General features: G+C 63.2%; 22 protein-coding genes. 11 read left to right on the top strand and 11 right to left on the bottom strand.

Annotated elements, in window-relative coordinates; translation table 11 throughout:
- Positions 1–21: 21 nt before the first annotated feature.
- Both AC1DYO_RS01475 and AC1DYO_RS01470 read left to right on the top strand, forming a co-directional pair.
- Positions 22–525, top strand: a complete 504-nt coding sequence (locus AC1DYO_RS01475; protein ID WP_477259601.1) for a heme-degrading domain-containing protein — start codon at positions 22–24, stop codon at positions 523–525.
- Positions 522–1781 (top strand): glycerate kinase type-2 family protein, encoded by a 1260-nt coding sequence (locus AC1DYO_RS01470; protein WP_477259599.1) that lies wholly within the window; start codon positions 522–524, stop codon positions 1779–1781. The genes AC1DYO_RS01475 and AC1DYO_RS01470 overlap by 4 nt, the downstream gene beginning before the upstream one ends.
- 16 nt (positions 1782–1797) lie before the next feature.
- Here the strand turns inward: AC1DYO_RS01470 and AC1DYO_RS01465 are convergent, their stop codons facing one another.
- Together AC1DYO_RS01465 and AC1DYO_RS01460 are read right to left on the bottom strand one after the other, a co-directional pair.
- Entirely contained in the window at positions 1798–3183 is a 1386-nt protein-coding gene (locus tag AC1DYO_RS01465) for a glutamine synthetase family protein (RefSeq protein WP_477259597.1), read from the bottom strand.
- A gap of 62 nt (positions 3184–3245) precedes the next feature.
- Positions 3246–4628: an aspartate aminotransferase family protein gene (locus AC1DYO_RS01460; RefSeq protein ID WP_477259595.1), complete on the bottom strand. Its 1383-nt coding sequence runs from the start codon at positions 4626–4628 to the stop codon at positions 3246–3248.
- A gap of 157 nt (positions 4629–4785) precedes the next feature.
- Here AC1DYO_RS01460 and AC1DYO_RS01455 point away from each other — a divergent pair, with 157 nt between their 5' ends.
- Positions 4786–5166 carry a hypothetical protein gene (locus tag AC1DYO_RS01455; RefSeq protein ID WP_477259593.1) on the top strand — a complete coding sequence of 127 codons (381 nt, stop codon included), beginning with the start codon at positions 4786–4788 and terminating at the stop codon, positions 5164–5166.
- 76 nt (positions 5167–5242) lie between these two features.
- On the opposite strand, the gene AC1DYO_RS01450 is transcribed toward AC1DYO_RS01455, so the two are convergent.
- From AC1DYO_RS01450 to AC1DYO_RS01435, 4 genes are all read right to left on the bottom strand, one after another.
- On the bottom strand, positions 5243–6217 hold the full coding sequence (locus tag AC1DYO_RS01450) for a WD40 repeat domain-containing protein (protein ID WP_477259591.1): 975 nt from the start codon (positions 6215–6217) through the stop codon (positions 5243–5245).
- A 111-nt stretch (positions 6218–6328) separates the two neighbouring features.
- Positions 6329–6856: a GNAT family N-acetyltransferase gene (locus tag AC1DYO_RS01445; protein ID WP_477259589.1), complete on the bottom strand. Its 528-nt coding sequence runs from the start codon at positions 6854–6856 to the stop codon at positions 6329–6331.
- A complete protein-coding gene (locus tag AC1DYO_RS01440) occupies positions 6853–7131 on the bottom strand; it encodes a type II toxin-antitoxin system TacA family antitoxin (RefSeq protein ID WP_477259587.1) in 279 nt (92 codons plus the stop codon). The genes AC1DYO_RS01445 and AC1DYO_RS01440 overlap by 4 nt, the downstream gene beginning before the upstream one ends.
- Positions 7132–7211: 80 nt before the next feature.
- Positions 7212–8264 (bottom strand): CobW family GTP-binding protein, encoded by a 1053-nt coding sequence (locus AC1DYO_RS01435; RefSeq protein WP_477259585.1) that lies wholly within the window; start codon positions 8262–8264, stop codon positions 7212–7214.
- Positions 8265–8685: 421 nt separating this feature from the next.
- Between AC1DYO_RS01435 and AC1DYO_RS01430 the strand changes: the two genes are divergently transcribed.
- Positions 8686–9156, top strand: a complete 471-nt coding sequence (locus tag AC1DYO_RS01430; RefSeq protein ID WP_023694717.1) for a MarR family winged helix-turn-helix transcriptional regulator — start codon at positions 8686–8688, stop codon at positions 9154–9156.
- Between the two features lie 15 nt (positions 9157–9171).
- On the opposite strand, the gene AC1DYO_RS01425 is transcribed toward AC1DYO_RS01430, so the two are convergent.
- Positions 9172–10032, bottom strand: coding sequence for an AraC family transcriptional regulator (locus tag AC1DYO_RS01425; RefSeq protein WP_477259583.1), 861 nt, complete (start codon positions 10030–10032; stop codon positions 9172–9174).
- 47 nt (positions 10033–10079) lie between these two features.
- Here AC1DYO_RS01425 and AC1DYO_RS01420 point away from each other — a divergent pair, with 47 nt between their 5' ends.
- The 6 genes from AC1DYO_RS01420 to AC1DYO_RS01395 all read left to right on the top strand — a co-directional run bounded on the left by AC1DYO_RS01420 (position 10080) and on the right by AC1DYO_RS01395 (position 14928).
- Positions 10080–10487 carry a DUF2000 family protein gene (locus tag AC1DYO_RS01420; protein ID WP_477259581.1) on the top strand — a complete coding sequence of 136 codons (408 nt, stop codon included), beginning with the start codon at positions 10080–10082 and terminating at the stop codon, positions 10485–10487.
- A gap of 185 nt (positions 10488–10672) precedes the next feature.
- Positions 10673–11557: a DMT family transporter gene (locus AC1DYO_RS01415; protein WP_477259579.1), complete on the top strand. Its 885-nt coding sequence runs from the start codon at positions 10673–10675 to the stop codon at positions 11555–11557.
- A gap of 65 nt (positions 11558–11622) precedes the next feature.
- Positions 11623–12645 (top strand): LacI family DNA-binding transcriptional regulator, encoded by a 1023-nt coding sequence (locus AC1DYO_RS01410; protein ID WP_181056868.1) that lies wholly within the window; start codon positions 11623–11625, stop codon positions 12643–12645.
- Positions 12642–13625, top strand: coding sequence for a 2-hydroxyacid dehydrogenase (locus AC1DYO_RS01405; protein WP_477259577.1), 984 nt, complete (start codon positions 12642–12644; stop codon positions 13623–13625). The genes AC1DYO_RS01410 and AC1DYO_RS01405 overlap by 4 nt, the downstream gene beginning before the upstream one ends.
- 90 nt (positions 13626–13715) lie before the next feature.
- Positions 13716–14105 (top strand): hypothetical protein, encoded by a 390-nt coding sequence (locus AC1DYO_RS01400; RefSeq protein ID WP_477259575.1) that lies wholly within the window; start codon positions 13716–13718, stop codon positions 14103–14105.
- Between the two features lie 151 nt (positions 14106–14256).
- Complete coding sequence (locus AC1DYO_RS01395; protein WP_477259573.1) at positions 14257–14928, top strand: outer membrane protein; 672 nt, start codon at positions 14257–14259, stop codon at positions 14926–14928.
- Positions 14929–14962: 34 nt separating this feature from the next.
- Here AC1DYO_RS01395 and AC1DYO_RS01390 read toward each other — a convergent pair whose 3' ends face one another.
- Positions 14963–15736, bottom strand: a complete 774-nt coding sequence (locus AC1DYO_RS01390; RefSeq protein ID WP_477259571.1) for a gamma-glutamyl-gamma-aminobutyrate hydrolase family protein — start codon at positions 15734–15736, stop codon at positions 14963–14965.
- A 297-nt stretch (positions 15737–16033) separates the two neighbouring features.
- Here AC1DYO_RS01390 and AC1DYO_RS01385 point away from each other — a divergent pair, with 297 nt between their 5' ends.
- Positions 16034–17143: a TRAP transporter substrate-binding protein gene (locus AC1DYO_RS01385; protein WP_181056664.1), complete on the top strand. Its 1110-nt coding sequence runs from the start codon at positions 16034–16036 to the stop codon at positions 17141–17143.
- A gap of 72 nt (positions 17144–17215) precedes the next feature.
- On the opposite strand, the gene AC1DYO_RS01380 is transcribed toward AC1DYO_RS01385, so the two are convergent.
- Genes AC1DYO_RS01380 through AC1DYO_RS01370 form a run of 3 tightly spaced genes read right to left on the bottom strand, consistent with a single transcriptional unit; the run spans position 17216 to position 20655 of the window.
- Positions 17216–18244 (bottom strand): zinc-dependent alcohol dehydrogenase family protein, encoded by a 1029-nt coding sequence (locus tag AC1DYO_RS01380; RefSeq protein ID WP_477259569.1) that lies wholly within the window; start codon positions 18242–18244, stop codon positions 17216–17218.
- Positions 18245–18277: 33 nt separating this feature from the next.
- Complete coding sequence (locus AC1DYO_RS01375) at positions 18278–20053, bottom strand: TRAP transporter large permease (RefSeq protein WP_477259567.1); 1776 nt, start codon at positions 20051–20053, stop codon at positions 18278–18280.
- Positions 20050–20655 (bottom strand): TRAP transporter small permease subunit, encoded by a 606-nt coding sequence (locus tag AC1DYO_RS01370; protein WP_477259565.1) that lies wholly within the window; start codon positions 20653–20655, stop codon positions 20050–20052. Before AC1DYO_RS01370 ends, AC1DYO_RS01375 begins: the two co-directional genes overlap by 4 nt.
- Positions 20656–20678 lie beyond the last annotated feature (23 nt).

Genomic DNA, 20678 nt, shown 5'->3' with positions numbered 1-20678 from the left:
GACATTTGACAGGGGAAGACCATGGCCGCTGCGGACGATATCGCTTTGATCCAGAAACAGGAAGAGACGCTGGTCTTCCCGGCCTTTGACGAGGCCGTCGCCTTCAAGATCGGCGCGGCGATCCGTGAGCGGGCGCTGGCCGAGGCCATGCCCATCATCGTCGACATCAGGCTGTGGGATCGGCCGCTGTTTTATGCCGCGATGCCTGGTTCGAATGCCTCCAATCCGGATTGGGCGCGGCGCAAGATCAACGTGGTCAAGCGCTATCTCAAAAGCACCTATCGCATGGTGCTGGAACAGCAGCGCCCCGACCGCACCTTCAAGATCGGCGAAGGGCTGGACGTTGTCGACTATGTGTTGGCCGGCGGCGGCTTTCCCATTACGGTCAAGGGCGCCGGCGTCATCGGCGCGATTACGGTCTCCGGCCTGCCGGAGCGTGACGACCACGGCGTCGTCGTCGAGGCGATCTGCAAGCATCTGGGCGTCGACGCGCACAAATTAGCTCTGCCGCCGGAAGCAAAATGACCGACCCCAAGCCTTTCCTCATCTCGATCTTCAATGCCGCTGTCGCTGCCGCCGATCCCGAGCGGACGATCAGGGATCATCTGCCGGCCAAGCCCAAGGGCCGCACCATCGTCATTGGCGCCGGCAAGGGATCGGCGCAGATGGCGGCGGCTTTCGAGAAGGCGTGGGAAGGCCCCATCGAAGGGCTGGTCGTCACCCGCTATGGCTACGGCGCCAAATGCGAGCGCATCGAAATCATCGAGGCGGCGCATCCGGTGCCGGACGCCGCCGGGCTTGAGGCCGCGCGGCGGCTGCTCGAGAAGGTGCAGGGGCTGACGGCTGACGATCTGGTCGTGGCGCTGATATCGGGTGGCGGCTCGGCGTTGTTGCCATCGCCTGCCGCCGGCCTGACATTGGCCGACGAGATCGCCGTCAACGAGGCGCTGCTCGCTTCCGGCGCGCCGATCGCGGCCATGAACACCATTCGCAAGCATGTCTCGACCATCAAGGGCGGCAGGCTGGCGGCGGCCGCCTGGCCGGCCAAGGTCGTGTCGCTGGTCGTGTCGGACATTCCCGGCGACAACCCGGCTCTGGTCGCCTCCGGCCCGACCGTTCCCGACACCGGCAGCCGCGCCGATGCGCTGGCGTCGATCGCAGCCTATGGCATGAAGCTGCCCGACGCCGTCATGGCGCATATCAATTCGCCAGAGGCGGATGCGCCAGATCCGGATGACCAGCGCTTTTCACGCAACGAAGTGCATCTGATCGCCTCGGCCGGCGTGTCGCTGGAAGCAGCAGCCGCTGAGGCAAAACGGCAAGGGATCGAAGCCGTCATCCTCTCTGATTCCATCGAGGGCGAGGCCCGTGAGGTCGGTGGCGTGCATGCCGCGATCGCGCGCGAAGTGGCGACGCGCAACCGGCCGTTCCAGAAGCCGGTGCTGATCCTGTCCGGTGGCGAAACGACGGTCACCTTGCGTGCCAAAGGCAAGGGCGGCCGCAATTCTGAATTCCTGCTCGCCTTCGCCATCGGCATCAGCGGTGCGGACAATATCCATGCACTGGCCGCCGACACGGACGGCATAGACGGTTCGGAAGACAATGCCGGCGCCTTCGCAGATGGCTCGACCGTCTCGCGCATGCGTGCAGCTGGCGTCGATGCCAAGGCGATGCTGGCGGGGAACAATGCCTGGACGGCGTTCAATGCGGTTGGCGATCTGTTTGTGCCGGGGCCGACGGGAACGAATGTGAATGATTTGAGGGCGATTCTGATCCGCTGAGTCGCGGAGCGGGCCATCAAACTTCGTGCAAATAGAGGTGGTAGTCCAGTTCGCTCACCGTGCGGGCAACGCGCAGATATTCGGACTGCTTGATTGCCACGAAGGTGCGGTGCAAATCCTCGCCCAACGCCTCTTTCAGGAAGCTCGATGCTCGGGCCGCCTCGATCGCGGCGCGCCAGTCGACCGGCATGGTCGTGCGCGTGACGGCTGCTTCATAGCCGTTGCCGGTTGTCTCTGGGCCGGGGTCGAGACCTTCGTCCAGTCCCTTGACGATACCGGCCAGCACGGTTGCGGCGATCAGGTAGGGATTGGCGTCGACGCCCGACGGTCGGTGTTCGATGCGCCGGTTCTTCGCATCGCCCGCCGGCACGCGCAGCGCCACCGAACGATTGTTGACGCCCCATGTCGGCGCCACCGGCGCATAGGATTGCGAGACGAAGCGCCGCCAGGAATTGGCGTGCGGTGCAAACACCAGCATTGATTCCGCCATGGTCTGGATCAGGCCGCCGAGCCCCTGCAGCAGCGGCAGCGACCAGCTTTCGCCGCCGGCCTCGGCAAAGACGTTTCGGCCGTTCTTGTCCTGCAGCGAAACATGGAAATGCATGCCCGAGCCGGCGTATTTTTCGATCGGCTTGGCCATGAAGCAGGCGGTGACGCCATGGCGGCGCGCCTGCGCCCGCACCAACCGCTTCAGCATGACCAGATCATCGGCCGCCCGCATCACATCCTTGCGGTAGTTCAGCGTCAATTCATACTGGCCGGGCGCATATTCGGAAATCACCGTCTCGGCCGGAATGCCTTGCGCCTTGGCCGCGGCATAGATGTCGGAAAACAGCGGCTCCATGCCGTGCAGATGGTCGACCGAATAGACCTCGGTCTTGGCCGAGCGGCGGCCGTCGAGCACGGCGTCCGCCGGCTTCACCTTGCCGTCGGCGTCGCGCTCATTGGCCAGCAGGAAAAATTCGAGCTCGAAAGCGCCGGCGGGGTAGAGGCCTTTGGCCGCCAATATGTCGACCTGCCGGGCAAGCGCCAGCCGCGGGTCCGACGACATTGGCTGTCCCTCGAGATGGTACATCGCCATCAGAAGCTGGCCGCGGGGCGGGCTAGTGCCGTAGAGCGGCACCAACGTGCCGGGGATCGGCCACGCCCTGAGATCGCCGTCGCCGGTCGTCCAGATCAGCCCGGTCTCGTGCACATCCTCGCCGGTGATATCGAGGCCGAGGATCGAGATCGGCATGTGGCGGCCGCCCTCATAGATGCTTTTCAGCTCATGCCGGCGCACGATCTTGCCGCGACCGACGCCGTTGGCGTCGGTCAAGACGATGTCAAAAGCTTCGATTTCAGGATGGGCGTCGAGAAAGGCTTGCGCCTCGGCGGGCGTCGAGCCCGAAGGTGAAGTCATGATTACTGTACTCAAGGTTTCCTTGGCGGTCCGTTCGGTAGCCGCTCGTTCAGTCGCTTGTCTCATGCCGTCAGCCTTGCCGCAACTGTGGCGAAGGCGGTGATCAGCCGGTTGACCTGGGCGCCGGTGGTGGCCGGCGAGATCAGCATCATGTTGTGGAAAGGCGCGATCAGCACGCCCTGGTTGACCAGCGCGACATGCACAGCCGCCTCGAGCTCCGGCGCGTGCGCCGCTTCCGCCTCGGCGCCATTGCGCAACGGGCCGGGGGCGCAGATGAACTCGACGCGTGCACCGACACGGGCGACATGCCAGGGCAGATTGTAGCGATCGATGACCCCGGTCAGCCCGGCGTCGAGCCGCAGCGCCAGACGGTCCATCCGGTCGTAATTCTCCTGCGTCATCACCTCTTCGAGCGTCGCGCGCATCGCTGCGAACTGCAGCGGATTGGCGGACAACGTCGTGCCCATCCCGGAATAGCCCGGTTGCTTGGTCCTGTTGTAATCCGCATAGCGGGTGGCGACGTCGTCGCTCATCCCCCACACGCTCGCCGGCACGCCGCCGGCAATCGGCTTGCCCAAAACGAAGAAGTCCGGCTCCAGTCCGAATTTTTTGGTGTAGCCGCCGGGGCCGGTGGAGATGGTGTGCGTTTCGTCGATCAGCAGCAGCGTGCCGGCCGCACGCGTCAGTTTGCGCAAGGCATCGTGGAAACCCGGATCGGGCAGCACCATGCAGGAATTGGTCAGCACCGGCTCGGCGATGACGCAGGCGACATCCTTGTGCTTGAGTGCCGCTTCCAGCGCGGCGACATCGTTGAACTCGATGACCTTCGCCGTCTTGGTCAGGTCGCGGAATTCGCCCGCCAGTCCCGGCCGGTTGACCGGGATACCGTCGACCAGCCGCACCATCGTCTCGTCGACCGAGCCGTGATAGCAGCCATTGAAGACGAGGATTTTTTCGCGGCCGGTGACGGCGCGGGCGACGCGCAGCGCGAAGCGGTTGGCGTCAGTGGCAGTGGTGGCGATCTGCCAGAACGGCAGGCCGAAGCGCTGCGCGAGAAGCGACCCGATCGCCAGCGCGTCCTCCGACGGCAGCATGTAGGTCAGACCGCGTCCGGCCTGGCGGCGGATGGCGCGCGCGACCGGCGGCGGCGAGTGGCCGAACATCGAGCCGGTGTCGCCGAGGCAGAAATCGTCGAGCCTGTTGCCGTCAATGTCGGTGATGGTGGCGCCCTTGGCGCTCTCGACCAGGATCGGGAACGGCGTCGGCCAGTCGTTCATCCAATGCATCGGTACGCCGCCGAAGAAACCGGGCAGGCCGTTGCCCACCTTGGCTGCCGATTTCGGCCGCGCCTTGCGGAACGTTTCGGCCTCGCTCTCGCGCAATGCAGCGATGCGGGCAGCGCTGATGCCGCCGATGGACGTCTTTGAACTGTCAGTGCTGTGCATGAAATCCCTCTCGGCAGGCACACTAGCCAATTGGCGTCGGCAACCGCAATTGGCCGGGTCGATGCCCTGCATTGGCTCAGCGGCAAGTTCGGCAGGCTTGACCTTGCGGCGCGGTCAGGCGCCAATGCGGTCGGTTTTGTGGTTTGGGGGGAGAAAAATGCGAACAATCATCTGCACTGTAGCGCTACTCTTGTCGGCCGGCGCGGCTTCGGCATCCGGCGGTATCTGGTGCGATGTCGACGATGCGATGGTGAAATTCGATGTCGGCGCCGGCGTCACCAGAGGCATGGGCGGCCCCACCTTCAATTTTCGCGGCGATCTCGAAATTCTCGGGCGGCCTGACGGCGACAGCCTGCGCAAGACCGTCTTCGAGGATTCCGACCTCACCCAGTACTGGCTGGACGACAAGGAGTTGCGGCTGAACATCTACCATGAGCATCAGCTCGGCGATAAATTCAACTCTGTCGAACTGACGATCCTGACCAAGACCAGCGACGAAGGCGTCTATGACGGGCCAGTACACGCTCGCCATCTATGACAATGCCGCCGACACGGAAAAGGACGGCAAGCCGAAAGAGCTGACCGGCAAGGTGTCGTGCGGGGCGGAGTAGGTGTCAGGCGGAGATATCGATGACGCCGCAATCGCCGGCGGCACTGCCGAAGGCGACGCGGCGCTCTTCCTTGTCCCACATCATCGATGTAATGGCGCCTTTGCCCGGACGGCGCAGCAGCACCTCCCTGGCGTCGGCGAAGCGCACCGCCATGATCATGCCGTCGTCATAGCCGACCGCGACGACATCCTGGCTCGGATGGCAGGCGACTGAAGTCACCATGGCGTTGCCGCGCGTGCCGAGTTCCAGCGGCGCCTTGCCCATCGGACCATCCTTGCCCGAAAACGGCCAGACGATCGCCGCCGGCGCGCCGGAACTCGCCAGCCACTTGCCCTTCACGCTCCACGACAGGCTTTTGACCTTGCCGGGATAGCCAGTCATGCGCATGTGCTTGCCGTCGGCGAGCTTCCAGCCATGCAGCGCGTTTTCCTGCATCGTGGTGACGAGGAAGGCGCCGTCTGGCGAAAAGGTGATGCCGGTATGGGCGCCGGCCCATTCGAGCTCCGCCGGCTTGCCCTCAGCGGCCGGGAAATGCAGCGTCGCGCCATTGTAGCGGGCGACGCCGAAGCGCATGCCCTTGGGCGAGAAGGCCAAGCCCTCCACCGAACGCGGATGGGTAAATTCCTTGGTCTTGCCATCGGCGAAGCGCACGAAGGCGGTCTTGCCCGTGGCATAGGCGATGGCGCCTTGCGGCCCGGCGGCAACGCTGGTGATCCATTTCTTGCCGGCGCTCGCCAGTTCGCTGACGGCGCCGCCTGCGCTAACGGAAAACACCTTGCCGTCCTCGCCGCCGGTGATCAGCCGGTCATTGGCGGCGTCATGGAACGTGGAAAGCAGGCCGTCATTGGCCTGAATTGTCTTGTGGCCATTGTCGAGCCGATGCACAGCGCCATCAGCCAGCGCAAAATGCGGCACATTGTCGAGGAAGACGGCGGCAAGGCAGTGACCTTCGAGATCAAGCGGGGCAACGGTCGGCATGGCTTCCCTAGGGAACGAGGTTTTAGATTTATCTTGGCGGCTTACTCGACGTTTCCCTCATCGGCAACCATAGGGATCGGCGGTGGTCCGTGAAGGGCAGGTGGAAGGGCATCAAAGCAGCCCCTTTGCCCGCAACTCCGTCGCGAAAGTCGCAAGCGGCATCACCAGAGTCAGAGGTTGGCCTTGGAGAGGCTCGGCGCCGTAGCCGGCATACCAGCTTGCAGCCCGCTCACTCTTGGCGTCAATGATGAGCAGGACGCCGCCACCTTCGCCAGCGAGGCGCAAGCAGCGCAGCGCAGCGGCGGCCAGCAATTGACCTCCCAGCCCTTGCCCTGCGACGCTGCGATCGGTCGCGAGACGGGCGAGCTTGAAACCGGAAACCTCGTGCCTCGCCAACCCCTTCGTCATCGCCACTGGCACATTTTCATGAGCTACTGCAGACGGCGCGATTGTATAAAAGCCGAGAATCCGCTCGGTAGTCGCGTCGTCGATCGCACAGAAGGTCTTGGCGGCATTTTGTTCATGGCTTTGTCGCGCAAACCGCCGCAGAAAATCGTTCATCTGCACATCGCCGCAGTCGAACGAGGCCCGATCGTGCTGTTTCGCAATCGGCTGCTCGTGCCAGGACGGAAGTGTCACAGTGTATCCGGCAGAGCCGCGATCGCCGCTCGCAGTTTTGCGTTGGGTTTCGGCGGATTCTCCAACAGGTCGAGTATGCGTGTGAAATTGCGGTCGGATACTTTTGTGACCTCTGCGGCTTCGATCACAGCCTGTGCCTCGGGAACGACCTTATTGAGGATGAAATCGGCAACGTCCTGATGCGACAGTGCAGCGGCGCGAGCGATCATCGCCTTCTGCGCGGGCGCAATGCGAATTTGATAGCGCTCAGTCTTGTTGTCAGCGGGTCGCGGCATAGGGTGCCTCCTCGGTTTCATGTACACATGATATGTGTACATGAAACAAAAATCAACCTTTTGGTATTGATAAAAGGCGTCTAGGCCGCCTGGCAGGCCTCGAAGCTCTTCTTCAGCCGCTCGGCATCGAGCTCGCGGCCGATGAAGACCAGCCGGCTTTCATGCTTCTCGCCGTCCTTCCAGGCGCGCTGGTGGTCGCCTTCGATGATCATGTGCACGCCCTGGATGACATAGCGCTCGTCGTCGCCCTTGAGCGCGATGATGCCTTTCAACCGCAGGATGTTGGGGCCTTCCATCTGGGTGATCTTTTCGATCCATGGGAAGAACTTCTTCGGGTCCATCTCGCCGCCGCGCAGCGACACCGACTGGACCGTCACGTCATGGATGTCGGAGGGGTGCGCGTGATCGTGATGATGGTCGTGGCCGTCATGATCGTGATGGTGGTGATCATGGTCGTGGTCGTGATCATGATCGTGCGCTTCGAGGAAATGCGGGTCGTTCTCCAGCGCGCGCGAGAGGTCGAAGGCGCCGCGGTCGAGCACTTCGGACAGCGCCACGCCGGCGCGGGTGGTGCGGTGGATTCTGGCCGCCGGGTTGATGGCGCGGATGGTCGCTTCAACCTTGGCCAGCTCTTCCGGCGTGACGAGATCGGTCTTGTTCAGCACAACGACATCGGCGAAGGCGATCTGGTCCTCGGCCTCCCTGGAGTCCTTGAGCCTGAGCGGCAGATGCTTGGCATCGACCAGCGCCACGACCGCGTCGAGCTTGGTCTTGGAGCGCACGTCATCGTCCATGAAGAAGGTCTGCGCCACCGGCACGGGGTCGGCCAGCCCCGTGGTTTCGACGACAATGGCGTCGAAACGGCCGGGGCGGCGCATCAGGCCCTCGACGACGCGGATCAGGTCACCGCGCACCGTGCAGCAGACGCAGCCATTGTTCATTTCGTAGATTTCCTCGTCGGATTCCACGATGAGCTCGTTATCGATGCCGATCTCGCCGAATTCATTGACGATGACGGCGTAACGCTTGCCATGGTTTTCCGACAGGATGCGGTTGAGCAGGGTCGTCTTGCCGGCGCCGAGATAGCCGGTGAGAACGGTCACGGGGATTTGCGTCGTCTGTGCATCGCTCATGTCTTGCCTCGAAATGGCTGGGCCACGAAATTCCGGGCCGCAAGAAAGGATTGTGGCCTGATATAGGATGTGTCCCGCCCTTTTGCACGAGGCAAACCGCTTGGGCGGTTGACCCAGGCGCGACAAGCGGATGGGTGGGTCGAAATATCACCCGTGCGAGGGATGCGGACCGTCCAACGCGTCGCTTGAAACACCTCTTCGTTGACCGGTGCGGAGCCGCGCCGCGTTAAACCGTTGCAATCGTCTTGGCGGAAACTTGTTTGTCATCTAACTGAAATAAACATCTGGCATCACCATTTCGGGCACCACAAATGCTTGCCGGCAAAGCTGTTTCGAAAGCCGGAATCTTTTTGATCGTCGATTGCCAACCGGCCGGCTGCGTCTATGCTGCACGCACCGGTACGGCCGAAGAGGGATCACCATGGCCAAGGCGGACAAGACTGCAACGATGAGCCGGCTGCATTCGGCGGCAAGGCTGGCAAGAACCGCGCTGGCGGCGCGGCTTCTGGCGCACGGCTTCTATGCCGGCCAAGACCAGATCATGCTGACGCTCGACCGCGAGGACGGCCAGACGCCGGGCAATCTCGCCGGCCGCCTCGGCGTACGCCCACCGACCATCACCAAGACCATCAACCGGCTGCAGGCGCAGGGTTTTCTCGAAAAGCGCGCCTCCTCGGCTGATGCCCGCCAAGCGCATATTTTCCTCACCGACACCGGCCGCGAAATCATCCACGCCATCGAGAAATCGGTGAAGAAGACCGAGAAGCAAGCCTTGAAGGGCCTCGACAAGAAAGAGCAGAAGACGCTGTTCAAGCTGCTCGCCCGCATCGAGGCCAATCTGTCGAACGAAGAACTGGTCCTCGTCGACGACGATGCCGACATCGACGATTGATCGGCGCGTCTTGGGCTAAGCCGCCACGGAAGGTCCGCGCACCAGCACCGACCAGCGTCCGGGCGTCAGGCCGAATGCTTTCTTGAAATGTCTGTTGAAATGGCTTTGGTCGCTGAAGCCGGCGCCAACAGCGATTTCGGCGAGGGGCTCGCCTGCCTCGATCATCCGCCTTGCCTTTTGCAGCCGGCGCATCAACAGGAAACGATGCGGGCTTGTGGAATAGGTCGCGCGAAAATGCCGTGACAGCGCATAGCGGTCGAGCCCGGTGATCGCCTCCAGTTCGTCGGAACGGACGGGACGCTCGGCGTTCTCCTCGAGATAGTCTCGCGCCAGCGCCGCCGCGCGCCAGGCCGTCTTTCCCATCGGCTTTGCCTTTTGTCCGGCATGGCGGCCGAGATGCTGCGCCAGCTCTGCAATGAAATCGGCGACGAACAGCTCGTCCAGTTCCTCGTCGAGCGGCGCCAAGGCCGAAAGCAGCGTGCCGCGCAAGGCAGGATCGCTGACCACCGCATCCCTGACGAAAGGCAGCGGCGCGCCGTCGAGGCCGTCGAGCAGGAGCGACGGCTCCAGATAGAGGATCCGGTAGCGCAACCCGTCCTCGGTGCCGGCGCCGCCATCGTGCACTTCGTCGGGATGCAGCACGATCACCTGGCCTGGCATGCTGTGCTGGATTGCGCCGCGGTAGTGGAAGCGCTGCACGCCGGAAAGCGTCACGCCGATGGCAAGCGTATCGTGGCGGTGCAGGTCGAAGGCGTTGCCATGGAAATGCGCCTCGATGCGCTCGATCCCGGTGGTAACAGGCGCCGACACGATGCGATCGTCCGCGCACGAACGTTCAAGACCCTGTGCCGCCTCACCGTCTATACCGTGCGCCATCGCCTATCCCGGCCCTTCATGGGCGTGCCCTCGGAGTCCTAATCTTGGTGTTCGATACGAAATTTGCAATCGTGCTGCGGGACGATCTCCCCATCTGGCAGAAGCTCAACGTCACGGCGTTCCTGACCAGCGGCATCGTCGCGCAATTCCCTGACATCATCGGCGAACCCTACCGCGACCGCGCCGGCAACCTTTACAATCCACTGTCGATCCAGCCGGTCATCGTGCTTTCGGCCGATGGACCGACGCTCAATGCCATCCACCGGCGGGCGCTGGAGCGCGGCGTGGTGACGTCAGTCTATGTCGAGGAGATGTTTGCCACCGGCTTTGATGCGGCCAACCGCGCCGTCTTCGCCGAGTTCGCGCCTGAAGACGCTAAGATCGTCGGCATCGCGTTGCGCGCCGACAAGAAACTTGTCGACAAGATCACCAAGGGCGCCCGCATGCATGCCTAATTCGTAGGCAGTTCGGTTTCAGTGCGCTGAGCCTGTGCGCGGCGCCTGTTATGCCAGTCGCTTTTGGCTTGCCGGGTCCCGGCGATTGCCGCAAAGGTAGGCGTCTATCCTCCCTGCCCGGCCTGACCTTGAACGTTCCCACAAAATCAGACGAAAGCGCAACGCCGCCCGCGGCGATGCTGTTCATGCTTTCCACCTATGTCTTTTTCACCTTTCTCGACACGTCGAGCAAATATCTGGTGCTGGCCGGCGTCTCGGCGCTGATCGTCGCCTGGGCCCGATTCACCGTCCATGTGCTGTTGGTCGGTGTCTTTCTGCGCGGCTGGCGCGAACCGTCGCGGTTCCGCGCCAACAATCTGCCGGCGCACATCCTGCGCGGCGGACTGCTGTTCGGCTCGACCATGTGCAACGTCATGGCGCTCAAAACCCTGCAACTGGCCGAAACCACCTCGATCTATTTCTTCGGCCCGATGGTGATCACCGCCCTTGCCGGCCCGCTGCTTGGCGAATGGGCGGGCTGGCGGCGCTGGCTGGCGATCCTGTCAGGCTTTGTCGGCGTGCTCGTCATCACAAGGCCAGGCGTCGGCGTTTTCGGCGTCGGCCATCTCTTTGCGCTCGGCTCGATGCTGTCGAACAGCTTTTACGTCATCATGACGCGGCGCATGTCGGCCAGCGAAAGCTCGGAGAGCCTGATCCTGTTTTCGGCGCTGGCGCCGGCTCTGCTGCTTTTGCCGATGCTGCCGTTCTCACATCAGCTGCCGCAGGATGGCTGGCACTGGTTCATCCTGGTGATGCTGGGCGTCTTCGGCGCCGGCGGCCACTGGCTGCTGGTGCAGGCCTACCGCCTGGCGACCACCACGGCGCTGGCGCCGTATCCGTATTCGCAAATGGTCTGGATGATCCTGTCCGGCTGGATCATCTTCCACCAATTCCCCGACCGCTGGACGCTGGTGGGTGCTGCCATCATCGTCGCCAGCGGCCTCTACATCATCCATCGCGAGCACCGTTTGCGGCTGCGCAATCGCACGACCGTCGACGTCGAGGCGGAGGCGTTGGCGAAAAAACTTTGATTTGCTCCGAATCCGATGGCATAACGCCGCATTTAAAAAATTTAAAAAACTCGGGGAGCGAAGGGCTGGCACAAAAGATCAAGCTTTCGACGATCGCGGATGCGCTTGGCGTGTCCACGGCCACGGTCTCCCTTGCCTTGCGCGACAGCCCGCTGGTCGCCGGCGCCACGCGCGACCGCATCAAGGAACATGCCCGCGCCATCGGCTATATCTACAACCGCCGCGCCGCCTCACTGCGCACCTCGCGCTCGGGCATTGTCGGCGTCGTGGTGCACGACATCATGAACCCGTTCTTCGCCGAGATATTGCGCTCGATCGAGAGCGAACTCGACCGCAGCCGGCAGACCTTCATCCTGTCCAACCATTACGACCAGCTGGAAAAGCAGCGCACCTTCATCGACACGCTGCTGCAGCTCGGCGCCGACGGCGTCATCATGTCTCCGGCCATCGGCACACCGGCTTCCGACATCGTCATGGCCGAGGAAAACGGCCTGCCGGCGGTGCTGATCGCGCGCACCGTGGAAGGCGCCGACGTGCCGGTGTTCCGCGGCGACGATGCCTATGGCACCGCGCTTGCCACCAACCATCTGATCTCGCTTGGCCACAAGCGCATCGCCATGATCGGCGGCACCGACCAGACCTCGACCGGGCGCGACCGCTATCAGGGCTATCTCAACGCCATGGAAGCCGCCGGACTGGAGGTACGACCGTCCTGGCGCATTCCCGGGCCGCGCACCAAGCAGGGCGGATTCGAGGCGGCTGGACAATTTTTGGCGCTGAAAGACAAGCCAACCGCCGCCTGCTGCTGGAATGATCTCGTCGCCATAGGGCTGATGAACGGCATTGCCCGTGCCGGCCTGGTGCCGGGCGCCGACATCTCGGTCACCGGCTATGACGATCTCGAGGAGGCGGCAATCGCGACACCGGCGCTCACCACAGTCTGGAATGGCCAGCGCGAGGTCGGCCGCCGTGCCGCCAGTGCACTGCTCGACAAGTTGAACGGACAGGCGGTACGGCCGTCGCAGGAACTGATCAAGCCGGAACTGCATGTGCGCCAGTCGACCGGCAAGCCGGTGGAGCGTGCATGACCAGGCCTGAGCAGTTGCACTCCGTCGCCGTTCTGGTGCCGGGGCATTTCAACGACCATGCGGTCGAACGCATCGACCGCACCTTCAGACGGGTCAAGATCGAACGCGCCGATCCGGCGCTGGTCACCGACGAAATGCGCTGTGACGTGCGCGCCATTGCGTCCTTCGCCGGCATCAGCGCGGCGATGATGGATGCCTTGCCCAACCTTGAACTCATCGCCTCGTTCGGCGTCGGCTATGATTCGGTGGACGCCGCCCATGCGGCCAAGAACAACATCATGGTCACCAACACCCCCGATGTTTTGACCGAGGAGGTCGCCGACACCACGATCGGCCTTTTGCTCAACACCGTGCGTGAGTTGTACACGGCCGAGAAATGGCTGCGTGACGGCAGCTGGGTGAAGAAGGGCAACTATCCGCTGAGCCGGCTGACCTTGCGCGGCCGTCATGTCGGCATTTTCGGCATGGGCCGCATCGGCCTCGCCATTGCGCGCCGGCTGGAAGCCTTCGGGCTGACGGTCGCCTATCACAACCGGCGCAAGGTCGAAGGCCTCGCCTACCAATACCACCCGACGCTGAAGGGCCTTGCCGAAGCTGTCGATACGCTGATTTCCGTGGTGCCGGGCGGCGCTTCCACGGAGAAGGCGGTCAATGCCGAAGTCCTGACCGCGCTTGGCGCCAATGGCGTCTTCGTCAACATCGGCCGTGGCAGCACGGTCGATGAGCCGGCTCTCGCGGCAGCGCTTGCCAACGGCACCATCGCCGCCGCCGGGCTCGATGTCTTTGCCGACGAACCGAATGTACCCAAGGCCTTGCTCGAAGCGCCCAATACCTCGCTGTTGCCGCATGTCGGCTCGGCCTCGCACCACACGCGCCGCGCCATGGCGGATCTGTGCGTCGACAATCTGGTCTCATGGTTCAGCGAGCGCCGGCCGCTGACGCCGGTGCCCGAGACGGTGAATGTGAAGGCGGCCGGTTAACGCCGGGGCGCGAAAGTCACATTTATTAACGTCAGCTTAACCCTTCGAAATGATTATTCATCCGGGGCGTATGTGTGGATGAATACCAGAATGAAGATACTTTCCGCATTGATCGCCGCCGCGGCGCTGTTTGGCGGCGTTCAGCTGTTTCACGGTGGCGCTGGCCAAAGCGCTGCCGACGAGGTCACGCCGTCCACCAGCTTCCGGCTGGTCGCCAATGGCGATGAAGGCGACTGCGCGGTCACCCGCGGCGCCGCGATTAACGATGGCCTGTCGCTGTTGACGGTGGCGCCGAATTGCCGCCGGCTGCTGCCTGGCATCGAGCGGGCGAAATTCTGGCGCGAGGGAGAGGATGGTACGGTCGCCTTCAGCGCCGACGGCATCGATCCGATCGTCACCTTCTCGGTCGCCGATGGCGACGGTTACGAATCCTACGCGCCGGCCACGCCGCTGCTGTCGCTGGCGACAACCGACAATTGATCTGCCGGAGATCGCTCGCCGGGCGAAAAGCGTGGGGTTTCTGCAACGCCGGATTGGAAAAGCGCCTCGAGAATGCCTCAAGGTAGCCAGACATTCTTGCATTGCAACTGAAGCGGGATAAGGCTGCACCTGTTCTATCCGGGGGTGCTACGTGAAATCGATCCTTCTTGCGTCAACCATTCTTGCGGCCTTTTCGGGCAGCGCTTTCGCCGCGGATTCGATTGCTGCGGCTCCAGTGGCTTACGAATGGAGCGGCTTCTACGCAGGCGCGCAGCTTGGTTACGGCTGGGGTCATGTCAAAAGCCACGATGCGGAAATCGGCAATGGCTTTTCCGACTGGGCTGATTCGTGGAACTCCAATGGGGTGCTCGGCGGCATTCACCTCGGCTACAACAAGGCCTTCAATTCGATTGTTCTCGGTGCCGAAGCCGATATCGAAGGCTCTGGAATGAGCGGCTCCGTGGATTCAACATTTGCCGGCACCATCAAAACCAAGATCGACGTTCAGGGTTCGCTGCGGGCGCGCCTTGGCTATGCGATGGGGCCAGCCCTGCTGTACGCGACGGGCGGTCTCGCAATTGCTCACTTCGACACCCACTATGACGATGGCGGAACGACGGACAGTTCGTCGCATACGAAGGCTGGCTGGACGCTGGGCGCCGGTGTCGAATATGCTTTCACGCAAAACTGGACGACGCGCGTTGAGTATCGCTACAGCGATTTCGGCAAATTCACCGACAATCCGGCGACCGACAGCAGCTTCCTGTACCCGACCGAGGTGACGACTCAAACTGTCCGCGTGGGCTTCAGCTACAAGTTCTGATATCGCTTAGCGAGTTTAAGCGCCGGGCCGCCGTTTACTCGGCCGCCGCCCGCGCGCCGGCTTTCGCCGCCGCATGCAGGCGCACCGCATCGCCGAAAGCGCGAAAAATCTTGGCCGAGTTGCTGTCCGACTTGACCCAGTATTCTGGGTGCCACTGCACGCCGACGGCGAAGGCGCGGGCATCCTTCACCGAAACCGCCTCGACCGTACCGTCGCCGGCGACGGCCTCGATTTGCAGCTTCGAGCCGAGCCGGTCGATCGCCTGGCGATGCAGCGAATTGACTTTGATGTCGCCGGGGCCGAACACGCCGGCCAGGCAACTGCCGGGCTTGATCGAAATGGTCTGGTGAATGGCGAAGCGTTCGTCCTGATTGTCGCTCACCGGGGCGCGATGGTCGAGCGAGCCCTCGCGCTCCTGGATCTCGGTGCCTAGCGTGCCGCCCAGCGCCACGTTCAACTCCTGGATGCCGCGGCAGATAGCAAGCAGCGGCACGCCGCGCTCAATCGCCTTTCGGATCAGCGGCAGCGTGGTGGAATCGCGCGCCGGATCGTAGGGGCCGTTGGCCTCGCTGGCGTCGCCGCCATAGAGCGAGGGATGGACGTTGGACTTGGAGCCGGTGACCATGACGCCGTCGACCGACGACAGCAGCTCGTCGAAATCGAGCCGGTCGCCGAAGGACGGCACCAGCAGCGGAAACACGCCAGCACCCGAAAGCGCCGCCTCGATATATTGCTGCGGGGCGGCATGCCAGGTGTAGTTGTCGAACTGACGGACGTCGGTCGATATGGCGACGAGCGGCTGGTGCATTTTGGGTCCGGATTCCCTTTTGGCGCGAAGCGAATAGCTATTGTGCCTGCAAAATAGGCGATCCGATGGCGATTTTCCATGGCAAGTTTCGTTGTCTCGCATGGGCCACGCAATAAACGTTAGACTATAGTTGCAGGCCGGGCGCCAAGCCTGCGGATTTGTCACTAGCGCCGCCGTCAAATCCCGCTGCCATGCTGGACTCGACCCCTTGCCCGTGTATTGTTTCGGGCAAACCGATACCGGGGCGTGAGGAGATGTCCCTGATATCGGTTTGTTGGTCCAATAGGGAGGAACTGCATGGATCGTCGTTCATTCATCCGCAAGGCCGGGGTCACCGGCGTGGGCGCCGCGGCGGCTGCCGCCACGCTAGCCGCGCCGGCAATAGCCCAGTCCAATCCGAAAGTGACATGGCGGTTGGCGTCATCCTTTCCCAAGTCGCTCGATACGATCTATGGCGGCGCGGAAGTCTTCTCCAAGATGCTGTCGGAGGCGACCGATGGCAATTTCCAGGTCCAGGTCTTCGCCTCCGGCGAACTCGTGCCTGGCCTCCAGGCCGCCGACGCCACCACTGCCGGCACCGTCGAGGCCTGCCACACGGTGTCATACTATTATTGGGGCAAGGACCCGACATGGGCGCTGGGTGCGGCGGTGCCGTTCTCGCTCAATGCGCGCGGCATGAACGCCTGGCACTACCATGGCGGCGGCATCGACCTGTTCAATGAGTTTCTCGCCACGCAAGGTCTTTTCGGTCTGCCGGGCGGCAACACCGGCGTGCAAATGGGCGGCTGGTTCCGCAAGGAGATCAACACCGTCGCCGACCTTTCCGGCCTCAAGATGCGCATCGGCGGCTTTGCCGGCAAAGTTGTCTCGAAGCTCGGTGTCGTGCCGCAGCAGATCGCCGGTGGCGACATCTATCCGGCACTGGAAAAAGGCACGATCGACGCCGCCGAATGGGTCGGCCCCTATGACGACGAGAAGCTCGGCTTCTACAAGGTCGCGCCCTACTACTACTATCCCGGCTGGTGGGAGGGCGGCCCGACCGTCCACCTCTTGTTCAACAAGGCGAAATACGAAGAGCTTTCGCCGGCCTACAAGTCGCTGGTGCACACCGCCGCGCAGGCGGCCGACGCCAACATGCTGCAGAAATACGACTATCTCAATCCTGCAGCAGTGAAGCGGCTGGTGGCCGGCGGCGCGAAATTGCGCCCGTTCAGCCAGGACATCATGGCTGCCTGCTTCGAGAAGGCCAATGAGGTCTACACCGAAATGGAAGCCACCAACGCACCGTTCAAGAAGATCTGGGACTCGATCAAGGGCTTCCGCAAGGAGCACTATCTCTGGGCCCAGGTGGCCGAATACAATTACGACACCTTCATGATGGTCCAGCAGCGCAACGGCAAGCTGTAGGCGCACTGTCCACGTTCAAAGAAACCCCGGGCGGCTCGGCCCGGGGTTTTTCTTTGCCTGATGCCGAGTGTCTCAGCCCTTGCCCGGCACCACCAGCACCTTGACCTCGCCGGGTGCGGCCGGATTGGCGATCACAGAGGGGGCTTCCTCCAGGCCGACCTGTCTTGAGATGAGCTTGTCGATTTCGATTGCCCCGGAGGCGACAAGGTCCGCCGCGCGCCTGTGGGTGAAGGGATTGATGAACGAGCCAAGAATCTTCAATTCACGAAACAGGATGTCGAACGGTTCGAAGGGCACCTTCACGCCTTGCGGCATCACGCCGACAATCACCACCGTGCCGCCCGACTTCGCCAGCCGCATCGATTGTTCGACGGTGTTGGGGACACCCGCGCATTCGAGCACCACGTCGACACCGCCGGGCACCAGGCCGGCCGGCCCGGCGATGGCCTCGATCGGGTCGACGGCGCCTGGATCGACCGTCGCCGTTGCGCCGAGCTCTTCGGCGAGCGCCCGGCGGGAGGCCTGCCGCGTCGACAGGATGATTGTCGCCGCTCCTGCGAGCCTGGCCAATTGCACGGTAAGCAGGCCGATGACGCCGCCACCGAGCACCACCACCGATGCGCCGGGTCTGATGGCGGCGAGGTCGACAGCGTGCAGGCAGCACGCCAGCGGCTCGCAGAAGGCACCATGCGTTGGCTTGAGGTTCGCAGGCAGAAGGAAAGCCTGGCTCTGCGGCATCACGACATAGTCGGCGAAGCCGCCGTCGCGATGGATGCCGATGGCTCTGAGATTGCTGCACAAATTGATGCGGCCGGCCCGGCAATGGCTGCAGCGCCCGCAGGAGATGTTGGGATCGCCGGTGACGCGGTCGCCGACGGCGATGCCGGAAACCGCTTCTCCGACGGCCTCGACGATGCCGCAGAATTCGTGACCAAGCGTAACCGGCGGGCTCGAAGGGAATTCGCCGTGGAGGAGGTGACGGTCGGTGCCGCAAACGCCGCAGGCTTCGATGCGCACGAGAACGTCCTGCGGTCCCGCTACGGGCTTGTCGACTTCCCGCAGCCCAATGCTGCCCACGGCTTCCAGGCGCACGGCTCTCATGACGTCCTCACTTAGTTATCGGTACTTTGGGCATCAGTTGAAGTTCGGCGGCTGCGACAGGTCGGTTGCCGGCGCCGCCGGCTTGGCGGGCGGCGTCTCGCCGAAGTTCGGCGGCTGCGACAGATCGTTCGAGGGTGGCGCCGCGGGTGAGGCGCCATCGGCTGGCGGTGGTGTGCCGAGAGGCGCAAGGCCTGGCATGTCCGGCAACTTGATCTCGATCGTGCCCGGGTCGACGGCCGCACCCTTGTAGTGCATGACCATTTGCGGGAAGGCGATGGTGAGCCCGATCATGATCACCTGGATACAGACGAAGGGCACCGCCCCCCAATAGATCTGGCCGGTCGTCACCGGCGCGATCTGCTTGCCGGTGAGGCGGTCGAGATAGGGCACGCGTGCGGCGACCGAGCGCAGGTAGAACAGCGCAAAGCCGAAGGGCGGGTGCATGAAGGAGGTCTGCATGTTGACGCCGAGCAGTACGCCGAACCAGATCAGGTCGATGCCAAGCTTGTCGGCGGCCGGCGCCAAAAGCGGCACGATGATGAAGGCGAGCTCGAAGAAATCGAGAAAGAAGGCAAGAAAGAAGACCAGCAGGTTGACGCCGATCAGGAAGCCGACTTCGCCGCCCGGCAGCGACGTCAACAAATGCTCGACCCAGATGTGGCCGTTGACGCCGTAGAAGGTCAGCGAGAACACCCGCGCGCCGATCAGGATGAACAGCACGAAGGACGACAGCCTGGTCGTCGAGGTCAGTGCCTGCTTGATGACATCGAGCGACAGTCGCCCCTTTGCCGCCGCCATGGCCAATGCGCCGACGGAGCCCATGGCGCCGCCCTCGGTCGGCGTGGCGATGCCGAGGAAGATGGTGCCAAGCACTAGGAAGATCAGCGCCAGCGGTGGGATCAGCACAATGATCACCTGCTGCGCCAGCCTGGACATCATGTTGACGTTGAGCCGCTTGTCGGCAATCGCCACGATGTAGATGAACAGCACGCCGACGCTTGCGCCGAGGATGTCGGCATTGTCGCCATGCGCCGGTGCGAGATAGCGGTAGGCGGCATAGGAAACCGCTACTGTCACCAGCAGTGCTGCCAGCAGCGAAAGGATGCCGTGGCCGAGCGTGCGGGCCTCCAGCGGCAAGGCTGGCATCGACTTCGGCCGGACGATCGACATGATCAGGATGTAGAGGGCATAGAGGCCTGTCAGGACCAGGCCGGGGATCAGCGCGCCGGCATACATATCGCCGACCGAGCGGCCGAGCTGGTCGGCCAGCACGATCAGCACCAACGACGGCGGGATGATCTGCGCCAATGTGCCGGAGGCGGCGATGACGCCCGACGCCACCCGGCGGTCGTAACCGTAGCGCAGCATGATCGGCAGCGAGATCAGACCCATGGCGATGACCGACGCCGCCACCACGCCGGTCGTCGCCGCCAGCAGCGCGCCGACGAAGATCACGGCATAGGCAAGCCCACCGCGGACCGGCCCGAACAGCTGGCCGATCGTATCGAGAAGGTCTTCGGCCATGCCGGAGCGTTCGAGCACGATGCCCATGAAGGTGAAGAACGGAATGGCCAGCAGTGTGTCGTTGGACATCACCCGGCTGCCGTAGAAATTGTCGGGCAGTGCGTGCAGCAGCGGCCAGGCCAGGTTGATCGAGCCGCCCGAATAGGGCGACAGCACGACGCCGATGAAGAAGAACATCAGGCCGTTGGCGGCGAGCGAGAAAGCGACGGGGTAGCCGATCAACAGGAAGATGATCAGCGAGGCGAACATGATCGGCGCCATGTTCTGGGCGATGAACTCGATCATGGGCGCGCCTCCTGGGCGAGCGCCTTGGCTTCTTCGGCGAGTGCCTTCGCCTCGAGCTCGGCCTGTTCATGCGCCGATATGAACGGGTTGGGATCATCCATGTCGCCACGCATGATGGCGATCTTCTTGATGATCTCGGAGACGCCTTGCAGCGCCAGCAGGAAGAAGCCGACGAGCAGGATCGCCTTGGCCGGCCAGATGATCAGGCCGCCGGAATTGTTCGACATCTCGCCGCTGCGGAACGACAGCGACACGTAAGGGACGAAATAGATCACCATCAGTGTCACGAACGGCATCAGGAAGAACAGATGGCCGAGCAGGTCGATCCAGTGCTGCACGCGGCGCGACCACATGCCGTAGACGATGTCGATGCGGATATGGTCGTTCTGCTTCAGCGTGTAGGCGGCGGCCAGCATGAAGGCGGCGCCGAACAGGTACCACTGCAGTTCCAGCCAGGCATTCGACGAGACGTCGAAGACCTTGCGGATGATGGCATTGGCGGCGCTGACCAGGATTGCCAGCAGGATCAGCCACGATATCCATCTGCCGATGAACTCGTTCACACGGTCAATCGTTCTGGATAGAGCGAGCAGCCCTGCCATGCATTCCTCCCTGATGTCGAAGG

This window comes from Mesorhizobium sp. P2_F5, from assembly GCF_056403715.1.
This window is presented reverse-complemented; position numbering and strand designations above follow the sequence as displayed.

Coding starts and splice junctions, on each gene's coding strand:
- AC1DYO_RS01375 (WP_477259567.1), bottom strand. CDS start 20,053: ATGATCGAGTTCATCGCCCAGAACATGGCGCCGATCATGTTCGCCTCG.
- AC1DYO_RS01475 (WP_477259601.1), top strand. CDS start 22: ATGGCCGCTGCGGACGATATCGCTTTGATCCAGAAACAGGAAGAGACG.
- AC1DYO_RS01405 (WP_477259577.1), top strand. CDS start 12,642: ATGACCAGGCCTGAGCAGTTGCACTCCGTCGCCGTTCTGGTGCCGGGG.
- AC1DYO_RS01380 (WP_477259569.1), bottom strand. CDS start 18,244: ATGAGAGCCGTGCGCCTGGAAGCCGTGGGCAGCATTGGGCTGCGGGAA.
- AC1DYO_RS01470 (WP_477259599.1), top strand. CDS start 522: ATGACCGACCCCAAGCCTTTCCTCATCTCGATCTTCAATGCCGCTGTC.
- AC1DYO_RS01440 (WP_477259587.1), bottom strand. CDS start 7,131: ATGCCGCGACCCGCTGACAACAAGACTGAGCGCTATCAAATTCGCATT.
- AC1DYO_RS01425 (WP_477259583.1), bottom strand. CDS start 10,032: ATGGCGCACGGTATAGACGGTGAGGCGGCACAGGGTCTTGAACGTTCG.
- AC1DYO_RS01465 (WP_477259597.1), bottom strand. CDS start 3,183: ATGACTTCACCTTCGGGCTCGACGCCCGCCGAGGCGCAAGCCTTTCTC.
- AC1DYO_RS01415 (WP_477259579.1), top strand. CDS start 10,673: ATGCTTTCCACCTATGTCTTTTTCACCTTTCTCGACACGTCGAGCAAA.
- AC1DYO_RS01460 (WP_477259595.1), bottom strand. CDS start 4,628: ATGCACAGCACTGACAGTTCAAAGACGTCCATCGGCGGCATCAGCGCT.
- AC1DYO_RS01370 (WP_477259565.1), bottom strand. CDS start 20,655: ATGGCAGGGCTGCTCGCTCTATCCAGAACGATTGACCGTGTGAACGAG.
- AC1DYO_RS01435 (WP_477259585.1), bottom strand. CDS start 8,264: ATGAGCGATGCACAGACGACGCAAATCCCCGTGACCGTTCTCACCGGC.
- AC1DYO_RS01400 (WP_477259575.1), top strand. CDS start 13,716: ATGAAGATACTTTCCGCATTGATCGCCGCCGCGGCGCTGTTTGGCGGC.
- AC1DYO_RS01450 (WP_477259591.1), bottom strand. CDS start 6,217: ATGCCGACCGTTGCCCCGCTTGATCTCGAAGGTCACTGCCTTGCCGCC.
- AC1DYO_RS01390 (WP_477259571.1), bottom strand. CDS start 15,736: ATGCACCAGCCGCTCGTCGCCATATCGACCGACGTCCGTCAGTTCGAC.
- AC1DYO_RS01430 (WP_023694717.1), top strand. CDS start 8,686: ATGGCCAAGGCGGACAAGACTGCAACGATGAGCCGGCTGCATTCGGCG.
- AC1DYO_RS01385 (WP_181056664.1), top strand. CDS start 16,034: ATGGATCGTCGTTCATTCATCCGCAAGGCCGGGGTCACCGGCGTGGGC.
- AC1DYO_RS01455 (WP_477259593.1), top strand. CDS start 4,786: ATGCGAACAATCATCTGCACTGTAGCGCTACTCTTGTCGGCCGGCGCG.